Source organism: Streptomyces sp. NPDC005866, assembly GCF_040629895.1.
Lineage (GTDB): Bacteria > Actinomycetota > Actinomycetes > Streptomycetales > Streptomycetaceae > Streptomyces.
Map to the genome: position 1 here is coordinate 177,470 of NZ_JBEXWP010000006.1, position 12,111 is coordinate 189,580.

9 protein-coding genes and 2 pseudogenes are annotated in these 12,111 nt (G+C 72.3%); 6 read left to right on the forward strand and 5 right to left on the reverse strand.

Translation table 11 applies throughout. The features are described from left to right. Positions 1-42: 42 nt before the first annotated feature. Positions 43-3,054, forward strand: a complete 3,012-nt coding sequence (locus ABZ396_RS11680) for a beta-galactosidase (RefSeq protein WP_358919817.1) — start codon at positions 43-45, stop codon at positions 3,052-3,054. Between the two features lie 22 nt (positions 3,055-3,076). On the opposite strand, the pseudogene ABZ396_RS11685 reads toward ABZ396_RS11680, so the two are convergent. Further along, positions 3,077-3,244 (reverse strand): annotated as a pseudogene (locus tag ABZ396_RS11685) (sugar transporter); the annotation flags it as partial. Between the two features lie 301 nt (positions 3,245-3,545). Between ABZ396_RS11685 and ABZ396_RS11690 the strand changes: the two are divergent. Then, complete coding sequence (locus ABZ396_RS11690) at positions 3,546-4,154, forward strand: toxin-antitoxin system, toxin component family protein (RefSeq protein WP_358919819.1); 609 nt, start codon at positions 3,546-3,548, stop codon at positions 4,152-4,154. Between the two features lie 38 nt (positions 4,155-4,192). Here the strand turns inward: ABZ396_RS11690 and ABZ396_RS11695 are convergent, their stop codons facing one another. After that, entirely contained in the window at positions 4,193-5,041 is an 849-nt protein-coding gene (locus tag ABZ396_RS11695) for an SMP-30/gluconolactonase/LRE family protein (protein ID WP_358919821.1), read from the reverse strand. Further along, positions 5,038-5,811, reverse strand: a complete 774-nt coding sequence (locus ABZ396_RS11700) for an IclR family transcriptional regulator (protein WP_358919823.1) — start codon at positions 5,809-5,811, stop codon at positions 5,038-5,040. The genes ABZ396_RS11695 and ABZ396_RS11700 overlap by 4 nt, the downstream gene beginning before the upstream one ends. Before the next feature lie 118 nt (positions 5,812-5,929). On the opposite strand from ABZ396_RS11700, the gene ABZ396_RS11705 reads away from it, so the two are divergent. Next, complete coding sequence (locus ABZ396_RS11705; protein WP_358919825.1) at positions 5,930-6,523, forward strand: hypothetical protein; 594 nt, start codon at positions 5,930-5,932, stop codon at positions 6,521-6,523. A 6-nt stretch (positions 6,524-6,529) separates the two neighbouring features. Here the strand turns inward: ABZ396_RS11705 and ABZ396_RS11710 are convergent, their stop codons facing one another. Beyond that, on the reverse strand, positions 6,530-7,402 hold the full coding sequence (locus ABZ396_RS11710) for a hypothetical protein (RefSeq protein ID WP_358919827.1): 873 nt from the start codon (positions 7,400-7,402) through the stop codon (positions 6,530-6,532). A 114-nt stretch (positions 7,403-7,516) separates the two neighbouring features. On the opposite strand from ABZ396_RS11710, the pseudogene ABZ396_RS11715 reads away from it, so the two are divergent. After that, positions 7,517-7,963 (forward strand): annotated as a pseudogene (locus tag ABZ396_RS11715) (SAM-dependent methyltransferase); the annotation flags it as partial. A gap of 144 nt (positions 7,964-8,107) precedes the next feature. Here the strand turns inward: ABZ396_RS11715 and ABZ396_RS11720 are convergent. Continuing rightward, positions 8,108-9,004: a hypothetical protein gene (locus ABZ396_RS11720; protein WP_358919829.1), complete on the reverse strand. Its 897-nt coding sequence runs from the start codon at positions 9,002-9,004 to the stop codon at positions 8,108-8,110. 321 nt (positions 9,005-9,325) lie between these two features. On the opposite strand from ABZ396_RS11720, the gene ABZ396_RS11725 reads away from it, so the two are divergent. Next, positions 9,326-10,756: an acyl-CoA synthetase gene (locus tag ABZ396_RS11725; RefSeq protein WP_358919876.1), complete on the forward strand. Its 1,431-nt coding sequence runs from the start codon at positions 9,326-9,328 to the stop codon at positions 10,754-10,756. Continuing rightward, positions 10,749-12,110, forward strand: coding sequence for a carboxyl transferase domain-containing protein (locus ABZ396_RS11730; protein WP_358919831.1), 1,362 nt, complete (start codon positions 10,749-10,751; stop codon positions 12,108-12,110). Before ABZ396_RS11725 ends, ABZ396_RS11730 begins: the two co-directional genes overlap by 8 nt. Position 12,111 lies beyond the last annotated feature (1 nt).

The following is a 12,111-nucleotide window of genomic DNA, read 5'->3' on the forward strand; positions in this document are numbered from 1 at the left end:
ATGGCCGCACCCGCGCCCCGTAAGATCGCCCGGGAGGATCCCTTGGCGCTCAGCAGACGTACCTTCAGTGCCCTCGCCGGCTCGGCCGCGCTCGGTTTCGCCCTGGGCGGCAGCGGCGGCCCCGGAGCGCCCTCGGCGTACGCGGCGCGCACTGTGCCGACCGGCCCGGCCCCCGCCCCGCCGGGCGCCGACGGGCGGCGGCACGCGATCGGCTACGACCACTACTCCCTCGTCGTCGACGGCCGGCGGCTGGTGGTGTGGTCCGGCGAACTGCACCCCTTCCGCCTGCCGAGCCCGTCCCTGTGGCGGGACGTGCTGGAGAAGATGCGGGCGCACGGCTACAACACCGTCAGCATCTACGTGGCGTGGAACTACCACTCCCCCGCGCCCGGCACATACGACTTCACCGGCGTCCGCGACCTCGACCTGTTCCTGCGCACGGCCGCGGAGACCGGGCTGTACGTCATCCTCCGCCCCGGCCCCTACGTCAACGCCGAGGTCGACGCCGGCGGCTTCCCCGGCTGGCTCACCGCCACGGAGGGCTCCGCCCGCACCGCCGACCCGACGTACCTCGGGCACGTCGACGCGTGGCTGACGGCCGTCAACCGCATCGTGCGCCGCCACCAGCACACGGACGGCGGCGGGACCGTCCTGCTGTACCAGATCGAGAACGAGTACGACGGCCACGTCGCCGACCCGGCCGGCCCCGCCTACATGTCCCACCTGTACAAGAAGGTGCGGGCGGACGGCATCGACGTCCCCCTCTTCCACAACGACAAGGGCCGCAACGGCTACTGGATCCCGGGCTCCTTCGACACGGGCGGCGAGACCGGGAAGTGGCTGTACGGCTTCGACGGCTACCCCGCTCCCTCCCGGACCCCGCCGGACTGGGGCGACTTCGGGATCGGCGGCCTCAAGGGCGGCGCGACCGCCAGCCCCCGTACGCCCGGGTTCGTGCCGGAGTTCGGGGGCGGCTGGTTCGACCCGTGGGGCGGGGTCGAGTTCGGCGGCAAGGGCTACGCCGAGTCCCGGCGCACCCGGGACGCGGCCTACGAACGCCGCTTCTACCTCACCAACCTCGCCAACGGCCTCACCCTCCACAACGTCTACATGACGTACGGCGGCACCACGTGGGGCTGGCTGCCGGCGCCGGTCGTCTACACGTCGTACGACTACGGTGCGGCGATCGACGAGGCCCGCAACGTCACGCCGAAGATCGCGCCGATGCACCAGCTCGGCCATCTCCTCCAGCGTGTCCCGGACTTCGCGAAACTGGAGCGCGCGGCGGACGTCCGCGCGGACGGGCTGAAGGCGTACCACCTCACCAACCCGGACACCCGGGCGCATGTGTACGTGCTGCGCAACGACGGTACGAGCGAGGTGACGTCCACCCTGACGACCCTGAAGCGGGACGGGGGTGACGACATCGAGGTCACCGTCCCGGCCAAGGACGCCCGGCTCATCACCACCGGACTCTCCCTCGGCAGGCGGAAGCTGCGGTACGCCACCGCCCAGCCGATGGCCGTGCTCACCGCCGGCCGGCAGGACATCGCCGTGTTCACCGGCCGGTACGGCGAGATGGCGCACTTGGTGCTGGAGTGCCCGACCGAGCCGTATGTCACCCGCCTCGACGCCGAGGCGGCCTGGGTGTACGACCGGGGCGTCCTGCACGTCACCGTGCCGCTCGGCCAGGGCGGACTCACCCGGGTCCTGGTCCAGCGGGGCGAGACCGACACCCCGCTGCTGCTTCTCTTCGCCGACGACGCGACCTCGGTACGGCTGTTCCCGTACGACACCCCGTCCGGCACCCTGCTGGTCTACGGTCCGGCGCTGCTGCGGCACGCCAGGATCAGCGGGTCGACCGTGCAGCTCACCGGGGACACGGTCCAGGAGAGCGGCCTGGAGGTGTGGGGGCCGCGCGGGGTCTCGGCGGTCACCTGGAACGGGCGGCCGGTGCGGACACGGGTGAGCCTCTCGCAGAGCCTCGTCGCGGAGTCGGATCTGGCGGGGGCGCCCAAGCCGGCGCTGCCGGAGCTGGGCGGCTGGCGCCGCAAGACCGAGAATCCCGAGTCGGCGGTGGGCTTCGACGACTCGAAGTGGACGGTCGCGGACAAGAAGACGTCGTTCAGTACCACAGCCGTGCCGGACGGTCAGCCGGTGCTCTTCGCCGACGACTACGGCTTCCACTACGGGGACGTCTGGTACCGGGGGCGCGTGGACGGCGGATTCGAGGACCTGCAGTCCATCTCCCTCGCCTACAGCACGGGCACGCAGGGCATGCTGATGGCCTGGCTGGACGGGAAGCCGCTCGGTTCGCACCGGATGCCGGTGCCCGACGCGAAGACGGTCCGGCAGGGGAGTTGGACGGCCACGGCCGAGTTCTCCGTCGCCGGGTTGAAGAAGAAGCAGCGCAAGAAACGGCAGCGTGTGCTGTCCGTGCTGGTGCGGCGGATGCAGCACGACATGGACGGCAAGTCCCTGGATACGCACAAGGTGGCTCGCGGACTGACCGCCGTGACCTTCAAGGGGGCTTCCCCGAAGGTGAGTTGGCGGATCCAGGGAGAGGCCGCGCCCGACCCGGTGCGGGGGCCGCAGAACAACGGCGGGCTGTACGGGGAGCGGGAGGGCTGGCATCTGCCCGGCTTCGCCGACGGGGAGTGGGAGCGGGTCGAACTTCCGCGTTCGGACAAGGGGATGGGCGTCACCTGGTACCGGACCGGCTTCCGACTGGCCGTACCGGACGGGATCGACGCGTCGGTGGGGCTGGTGCTGGAGGACGATCCGGCGCGGGCCTATCGGGTGCAGATCTTTCTGAACGGGTGGAACCTGGGGCAGTGCATCAATGATGTGGGGCCGCAGCGGACGTTCGTACTGCCGAACGGAATTCTGCGGACTCGGGGTGCCAACTCGTTGGCGCTGGCCGTGCTTTCGGATGGGACGACTGAGGTCGGACCTGGGGCGGTGCGCCTTGAGTTGCTGGGGAGTGCGGCCGGAGGAGTGCCGGTGGCGGGGGTGGACTCCCCCGGCCGTCAGGTGCCGGTGCGTGGGGGCTGATCGCGCCCACGCGGCGGTAGCCGTAGCCGTCGCCGCCGCTGAAGAGGTTCCAATAACGCACGCGGGTGCGCGCGGTGGAGGCGAGCGCGTCGGTGCCGGTGCCGAGAGCCGCGAAGCCGAAGCTCGCGGCCACCGCCAACCCTCCGGCTGTGCCCAGTAGTTGCCTGCGACTGAGGCCAGGTCGTCCCATTGCCTGCCCTTACGTTCGGGGATCTGTCGTGCTCGTGGTCGTACTCGTGCTGGTGCTCCGTGGGGGGTGAGCCAATGACCCGATTGTTCGATATATCGACTTGCGCCCGTAACTTCGAACGGGACCGTAAATTCGAAGCGCTTCCGCGTCAATGGGTCCGGCGTGACTTTCCTGCACGCGACGGTTGTTCTCATATGAACTACCGACGTCGGATCGCATGACGCGGACACACCCGGACGCGTAATCTCGGTCGGGCCGACGCGGCGCGGTGACCGCCGTGGGGCGGTGTGAAGGGGGAGCGATGGACTTGGCCGGCGCGCGGCACCGGTGGGCCCGGATCTCCGCGAGGCCGCGGCACTCCCGGCCGGACGCACGGATGCGCGTCCTCGCCGCCGACCTCGCCGCCGCCGTCCGCGCCCGGCCCCAACAGCCCGCCGGAGTGCACGAGTTGTGCTGGGCGCTGTGCGAGGAGATGACCACGCTGCGCGCCGGGCGGCCGGTGGAACTGCGGTTCGAGCGGTTCCCCGACGAGATCGAGGTCACCGGGCTGTGGGTGGAGTTCCACGACTTCGACCTGGTCATCGTGGAGGAGCGGGCCGAGGCCCTGCAGCAACTGGTCATCCTCGGCCATGAGTTGTGGCATCTGCACACCGGCCGCCGGCATCAGCACGGGGTCGGCCCGGAGGCGGCACGCGCGCTGGCCGGTCAACCAGGCTGGCGGGACACGGCGTTGACGGTGGCCGCGCGCAACGGCTCCCGGAAGATCGAGGAGGCCGAGGCCGACGACTTCGGGTACCGGCTGGCGACCGCCCTCCGGCCGTACGTCGAGCACCCGCGCCGCTCCCCGCTCGACCCCGTACAGCGGACCCTCGCGGGCGGCGGTACGGGCGAGGAGCGTCGCCGTACATGAGTGACAGCGGCTGCCGGTGACCACAGCCGTGCCAACCGCTACCCCGCGAACGCCGGTTGGGCCACGCCCTTCCCCGCGCCCGGGATCACCAGCAGGGAACCCGCCGTCGGATGCGGGCGGTCCAGGCCCGCCCTCGCCGTCGTGACGTACAGGTCGGTCAGGTCGGCGCCGCCGAACGCGCAGGCCGTCGTACGCGGCGTCGGGAGAGTGATCACCCGGTCCAGGTCGCCGTCCGGCGTGTAGCGGCGCACCGCTCCCCCGTCCCACAGCGCCACCCACACACAGCCGTCCGCGTCGACCGTCAGACCGTCGGGGAAACCGGCGCCCTCTTCGATCGTCACCAACGGGCGCCGGTTGGCAGGGAGTTCGCCGTCGTAGTCGAAGACGTCCACCCGGCGTGTCGGCGTGTCGATGTAGTAGACGCGGCTGCCGTCCGGGCTCCAGCCGGTGCCGTTGCTGACCGTGACATCGGGGAGCAAGGTCGTGACCGAGCCGTCACCGGTCACCCGGGACAGCGTGCCGCCGCCGGTCGCCTCGTCGTAGCGCATCGTGCCCGCCCACAGGGAGCCGTCGGGGGCGACGGCCGCGTCGTTGGCGCGGCGGCCGGGGACCGGCTCGTGGTGGAGCCAGCGGAAGCTGTCGTCGGGGTCGAGGAGGGCGACGCCGTCCCTGAGGTTCAGGACCAGGCCGCCGTCGGCGCGGGGCTTGACCGCGCCGATGTGCTGGTCCGTCGTGCGGGTCGTACGGCGGCCGGTCGCCGGGTCGTACGTGTTGATGCGGGAGCCGAGGATGTCGATCCAGATCAGGCGGCCGGCCGCCGCGTCCCACGTCGGGCCCTCACCCAGCGTCGCCTCCGCCGCCACCGCGACCTCGTACGCCGTCGTCATGCCACGCTCCGGTGGCCGAGGCGCTCGGAGAGTTCGGCGGCACCCTTCGCCGCGAGCTGCTCCAGCTCGCCGCGGCGCTCGTCGCTCCAGCGGATCATCGGGACGGAGATGGACAGCGCCGCGACGACCCGGCCGGTACGGTCACGGACCGGCGCGGCGACACAGGAGACGTCCGGGTTGGACTCCCGGCTCTCCACGGCGATGCCGCGCCCGCGGATCTCGGCGAGGGCCTCACGCAGCGCGCCCGGCTCGGTGATGCTGTTCGGGGTCATCGCGACGAGGTCGGCGTCGTCCGGGATGCGCGCGGTCAGCTCCTGCTCCGCCAGCGAGGCCAGCAGCATCTTGCCGACCGAGGTGCAGTGGGCGGGGAGGCGGCGGCCGGCGGCGGAGACCATGCGGACCGCGTGCGTGGAGTCGACCTTGGCGATGTAGATGACGTCGGTGCCTTCGAGGATCGCCACATGGACGGTCTCGTCACAGGTCTCGGCGACGGACCGGGCGACCTGCTGGCCCTCGGCGGCGAGGTCGAGCTGCTCGGCGTACCGGCTGCCGAGCTGGTACGGGCGGACGCCGAGCCGGTATCGTCCGGGCTGTCCGGGTACGGGCACGATGTACGACCGGGCGGAGAGCGTCGTCACCAGTTCGTGCACGGTGGTGCGCGGCAGCTGGAGTCTGCGCACTATGTCGGGGGCGGAGAGAGTCCCGTCCCCGTCGAGGAAGAGCTCAAGAATGTCGAGAGCCCGGGTCACGGCAGGCACGAGGCGTCCCACTCCGGCCCCCTCCCTTGGGTCTAAGCGCCAGATATCGTCGGAGCTGCGGAGCCGTTCGAGATATCAACAGGCGATCGGCATGACGAACACAGGCTAGCCATCGAGGATTGCGCGGGCAATGGCCGGGAACCAGCCGGGTGCCGGCATGTGCACCATGGGTGCCATGCAACTGGACTTCCAGCTGGTGCTGCTGCGCCGTATGGCCGACCACAATCCGGATCTGGTCGAGGACGCCCGGCGTGAACTGGGCGCGTCGATCGCGGACATGCGCGAGGCCAACAAGCGTTGGCAGGCGATGGCCCGCTCGCCGCGTTCCCGGTCCGCGGCCGGCCGCTACCGTTCGGTGCTCGGCCCGCCCGACTCCGAGACCAAACGCACCGTCGGCGACCTGGAGTGCATGGCCTGGCAGTGGGCGCTCCCCCTCTGGCCCACCCTTCGCTTCGAGGTACTGGTCGGCCCCGGGGGCGCGGTCTGGAACGAATGGCTGGTCCGCGCCCCCGGCGCGCCCGCCCCGAAGCTGGAGACCCTCGACGACCTCACCCCCTGGTCCTGCACGGTCGACGAGGCCGCCCGCGCCTTCGCCCCCGCCCGCCCCCTGGAGGGCACGGCCCCGACCCGCTGGGGCCTCACCTTCAAGGTGCCGGACGGCCGTCAGGTGGTCGCGGAGTTCACCTGGGGCCTGCTGCAGCGCACGGCGGTCGTCGAGGAGTGAGGGCCGTCAGCCGCGGGCCGCGGTGCGGATCGCCTCGGCCACCGCGTCCACCGACCCCGGGTGCCGGAAAAGGAACAGGTTCGGCTCGACCAGCTCCAGCTCCATCACCCGCGGCTGCCCGTCCGCCCCGTCGACCAGGTCCACCCGGGCGTACAGCAGCTCCGGCGCGTCCGGTACGGCGGCCAACGCGCGTTCCGCGACGGCGAGTTCGGCAGCGGCCGGGGTCCACGGTTCAAGATCGGGGTGGGCGACCTTGTCCGCGTCGTACGCCGTGCCCCGGGTGAGGACGGCACGCTTGCGGCTGGCGTGCAGCAGCCGCCCGCCGAAGAACTGCAGCGCCCGCTCACCACTGACGTCGATCCCGGAGACGTACGGCTGGACCATCGCGGTCAGCCCCTCGTCGTGCATCCGGGCCAGGTGCCGTACGGCCGTCTCCTGCTCGTCGGGCGTGTAGCGGGCGGCGAACCGGGCACCGGCGCCGAAGGTGGGCTTGACGACGAAGTCGCGGTCGGAAGGCAGCTCCACCGGATCGCCCGGGGCGAGATACCGGGTCGGCACGACGGGCACACCGGCCGCCGCGAGATCACCGAGATACCGCTTGTCGGCGTTCCACCGCACGACGGCGGCCGGATTCGCGATCCGCGTCGCCTTCCCCACCCGCTCCACCCACGCCACGAACTCCGCCGCGCGCCAGCTGTAGTCCCAGGTGGAGCGGATGACGACCAGGTCGAAGCCGCCCCACTCCACGTCGGGGTCGTCCCAGGGACGGGCGACGGCGTCCGCCCCCGCGGCGGTCAGCGCGCGCAGCAGCACCGGCAGGTCCTGGTCCTTGCTCGGCTTCGCGCCGGGATCGTAGGTGGCGAGGGCTATTCGGGGCACGGTTGAGCTCCCTTGTCCTGGTGACGACCGTTTTCCGTTCCGCCGCAGGCTAACCACCCACGCCGGCCACACCGCAACCACGTCGGCCCCCTTTCGCGCGGTGGGAAGTCCCGCATGACCGAACTGGGCACCGGCTCCTACACCGGCCTCGCCGACCCCCCGCCCCTTGTCCGGCGTGCCCTCGGTGCCGCGCGTGCCCAGGGCTCCCCCTACTCCTGTCGGCCCGAGCAGGGGCGGCTGTTGCAGGTGCTCGCCGGTGGGGTGTCCGGGCGGATCGGGGAGACCGGGACCGGGGTGGGCGTCGGGCTGGCCTGGCTGGCCTCCGGGGCCCGGCCCGGTGTGCGGCTCTTCAGTGTCGAGCGGGACGCAGAGCGGGCCCGTGTGGCCGGCGGGGTCTTCGAGGTGCACCCCGAGGTGACGGTGCTCCACGGAGACTGGCGGGACATCGAGGCCTACGGCCCGTTCGACCTGCTGGTCCTCGACGGCGGCGGCCGGGGCAAGGCACCCGGCGATCACCCCGCGGCCGTAGAGCACCTCCTGACCCCCGGCGGCACGGTCGTCCTCGACGACTTCACCCCGACACCCGAGTGGCCACCCCTCCACGAGGGCAAGCCGGACCGGGCGCGACTGCACTGGCTGGAACACCCCGCCCTTCGGGCGGTGGAGGTGTGGCTCGCGCCCGACCTGAGCACGGTCGTCGGAACCTCAGTGCGCGTCGGCGTCTCCGGGGGCCGCTTCAGTGAACAGGGCTTCCACGGTCTCGGCCGTCACGGCTCGGGTGAGCCAGCTGCGGAGCAGGTCCGGATCCGCGCAGGTGGTGATGCGCTCGCGCGCGGACTCGGGGACCTCGACGCCCCGCGTCGCGAGGATCAGCAGGATGTCCTCCGCGCGCCCCTCAGCGCGCCCCTCGGCCCTCAGCCTCTGAGAGGTCACGGAACGGAAGAAGGAGAGGTCGACAGCCATCAGTTTCCTCCAGGTCTCGCCGGCCGGGGAGGTTCCCAGGCCGAGTTCGGTGAGTTCGGCGAAGATCCTCGCGGTGTCCTCGTCGACGGTCTTCAGCGCCACGGCCAGGGCCTTCAGTATGGCAGGGGCGTTCGGATCCTTACCATGCGTGACCGCACTCAGGGTGGCGAGCGGGATGTCCCGGGCCGCGGCGGACGGATCGGTGATGACGGGCACGTTGTGTGGCCCCAGGACGAGTGCCCGCAGGGTGAGCGTGGGCCACTGGGGAGGGCCCAGGACGAAGGGTTTCGACGCCCAGTCGGCCGTGGCCCGGTCCTGGCATGTGATGAGGAGGACCGGCGGAATGCCGTACTTCGCGTACAGGTGTGCGGCGTAGTAGGCCCAGCTGACGGGCTTGTCGTGTTTCTTCCTTCCCTGCGCCTCGACGATCAGGAGGTGACTGTCGCCCGAGGCGGTGTCGATCCTCAGGAGGGTGTCCACACGTCGTTCCGTGGGCTTGATCTCGGTCAGGTCCGTGGGAAGCAGGGACACGGAGACCGGGTCGGGAAAGGGGAGGTCGAGGGTCCGGAAGGTGCGGGCGAACACGCTCGGATCTTCCTGGAAGATGCGGTGCATCGCCTCGTGGGATGAGCTGACCATGGGAGGGACGGTAGGTCGCGCCACTGGGGCACGTTCGGCATATGCCGGGGGTTCATCCGGGGTAGTGAATCGAACCTCCCGCCCGGCCCCGGTGCCGCACCCGTCCCAGCTTCGCGTTCTTGTTCCTCGGCAGCGCCGTACCGCTCCGTGTCGCTCTCCTTGGAAGGCGAGCGACGTGTCGGTGGCCGGAGTGCGGGTGGGGTGATTCAGGAGTGCGGTGCCTGGTGTAGGAAGAGGCTGTCGAGGTTCCGACCGGTGAGGAGTCGTCGCGTGTCCCTTCTGTTTCCGGCCCTGGTGGACGGTCCGGGCGAGCGCAGCGAGATGGGGGTCCCCCCGGACGAAGTCTGGGGGAGGGTCGCCCTGCGGTTCGGCGCACGGTCGTTGACGTACGGGCAGCTCGCCGCCGCCGCGGGCGCGCTCGCCGGCCGGGTCCGGGACGCCGGCCGGGTCGCCGTGTGGGCGACCCCGGAACTGGAGACGGCCGTCGCCGTCGTCGGCACCCTTCTCGCCGGCAAGGCCGCCGTACCGCTCAATCCCAAGTCGGGCGACAAGGAACTCGCGCACATCCTCTCCGACAGCGCGCCGGCGGTGGTGCTGGCCGCCCCGGGGGCCCAGCTCCCTTCCGCCCTCGCCGTCCTGCCGCGTATCGACGTCGAGGCGGACGCCACCGGCCCGGTGCCCGAGGAACACGGCACGGACGGCGACCCCGCCCTGGTCGTCTACACCTCCGGCACCACCGGCCCGCCCAAGGGCGCCGTCATCCCGCGCCGGGCGCTCGCCGCGACCCTGGACGCGCTCGCCGACGCCTGGCAGTGGACCGGGGACGACGTACTGGTGCACGGGCTGCCGTTGTTCCATGTGCACGGGCTCGTGCTGGGGATCCTCGGGCCGCTGCGGCGCGGCGGCAGTGTCCGCCACCTCGGCCGGTTCGACACCCACGGCGTGACCCGCGAGATGAACGACGGCGCGACCATGCTGTTCGGCGTCCCGACCATGTACCACCGCATCGCCGAGGCCCTGCCCGCCGACCCCGAACTGGCGCGGGCCCTCGGCCGGGCCCGGCTGCTGGTGTCCGGCTCGGCCGCTCTGCCAGTCCACGACCACGAGCGGATCGCGGCGGCCACCGGACGGCGGGTCGTCGAGCGGTACGGCATGACGGAGACGCTGATGAACACCAGTGTGCGCGCGGACGGTCAGGCCCGGGCGGGGACCGTGGGGGTGCCGCTGCCGGGTGTGGAGCTGCGGCTGGTCGAGGAGGACGGGACGGCGATCGCGGAGTACGACGGGGAGACCGTCGGGGAGATCCAGGTGCGCGGTCCGAACCTGTTCACCGAGTACCTCAACCGGCCCGACGCCACCGCCGCCGCCTTCACCGCCGACGGCTGGTTCCGGACCGGTGACATGGCCGTGCGTGAGCCGGACGGCTATGTGCGGATCGTCGGCCGCAAGGCCACCGACCTGATCAAGAGCGGCGGTTACAAGATCGGGGCCGGTGAGATCGAGAACGCGCTGCTCGAGCATCCGGGGGTGCGGGAGGCCGCCGTCACCGGGGAGCCGGACGCTGACCTGGGCGAGCGGATCGTCGCCTGGATCGTCCCGGCCGATCCGCAGTCCCCGCCCGGGGAGCGGGAGTTGGCGGACCATGTCGCCGGTCGGCTCGCCCCGCACAAGCGTCCCCGTGTCGTCCGCTACCTGGACGCCCTTCCCCGCAACGACATGGGGAAGATCATGAAGCGGGCCCTGGGTGTCTGAGAACTGGCCGGTACGGCTCTCCGCCCGGCAGTTCATCGACCTCGTCGCCGATCCCGGCACCTTCGCCGAACTCCGGTATCCGGCACGGGAGTTCCGGCCCGACGGCCCCCTCGGCTGGCAGGGTTACGACGCCTCGCGCGCCCGCGCCGCCGAGCGCACCGGCGAGGAGGAGTCCGTCGTCGCCGGCACCGCGCGCGTCGAGGGCACGGCGGCCGTGCTGATCGTCTTCGAGTTCGGGTTCCTCGGCGGCTCGCTGGGCGAGCGGACCGGGGACCGGCTGGAGGCGGCGTACGCGCATGCCCGTGCCCACCGGCTTCCGGTCGTCCCGCTGGTCGCCACCGGCGGCAGCCGGATGCAGGAGGGCATGCTCGCCCTGTCCCAGCTGCAGCGGGTGGCCCGTCAGTCGGCCCTCACCCGGGAGGCGGGACTGGCGCAGATCGCGGTCCTGCGCGATCCGACGACCGGCGGCGGCTGGGCCACCCTGGGCGCCGGTGCCGATGTCGTCCTGGCGCTGCCCGGAGCGCAGGTGGGCTTCGCGGGTTCCCGGGTCCGCCCGCCGGACGCGGACCCGGCGGCCTACACGGCCCAGGCGCAGCTCGCGGTGGGTGCGGTGGACGCCGTGGTGCCCTTGGAGGAGCTGAAGGCATCGCTCGGGCTGTGGCTGCGGCTGCTGACCGCGCCGTCCACGACCCCCGCCGACCCGCCGGCCGCCCTCGGTGACACCGGGCTGCCCGCCACCGGCTGGCAGGCGGTCCAGCGCGCCCGCTCTCCGCAACGGCCGCGCGCCCAGGCCTACTTGGACGCCTGCTTCGGTGACCGCCGGGCCGCCCTCGTCGGCGACCGGTGCGGCGGCGCGGATCCGGGCGGGATGCTGTGCGGGTTCGGCGAGCGGGACGGCCGTACCATCGCCTTCGCCGCGCAGACGGGCACGGCGACCCGGCCCGCCGGGTACCGGACCGCCACCCGTCTGATACGGCTCGCCGACCGGCTCGGGATCCCCGTGCTGACCCTCGTCGACACCCCGGGCGCCGCCAATGACGCCGAGGCGGAACGGCAGGGCGCGGGCGCGGCGATCGCGGAGCTGTTCGGCGCGGTGGCGGCGGCCCGGACCCCGGTCACCACCCTCGTCATCGGCGAGGGCGGCTCGGGCGGGGCGCTGGCCCTGGCCGCGCCCGGCAACACCTGGGCCACGCCCGACAGTTACTTCTCGGTGATCGCCCCCGAGCTGGCGGCCGCGATCCTCAAGCGGCCCCCGCAGGAGGTCGAGGCCACCGCCGGCCAGCTGCGTATCCGGCCGCAGGACCTGGTGGAGCTGGGGGTGATCCGGGGCATCATGGGTCACCCCCAGCCCTGAG

Bases quoted from the DNA above. Each gene is read 5' to 3' on its own strand.
- ABZ396_RS11690 (WP_358919819.1), top strand. From the start codon at position 3,546: ATGGACTTGGCCGGCGCGCGGCACCGGTGGGCCCGGATCTCCGCGAGG.
- ABZ396_RS11695 (WP_358919821.1), bottom strand. From the start codon at position 5,041: ATGACGACGGCGTACGAGGTCGCGGTGGCGGCGGAGGCGACGCTGGGT.
- ABZ396_RS11705 (WP_358919825.1), top strand. From the start codon at position 5,930: ATGGCCGGGAACCAGCCGGGTGCCGGCATGTGCACCATGGGTGCCATG.
- ABZ396_RS11720 (WP_358919829.1), bottom strand. From the start codon at position 9,004: ATGGTCAGCTCATCCCACGAGGCGATGCACCGCATCTTCCAGGAAGAT.
- ABZ396_RS11725 (WP_358919876.1), top strand. From the start codon at position 9,326: ATGGGGGTCCCCCCGGACGAAGTCTGGGGGAGGGTCGCCCTGCGGTTC.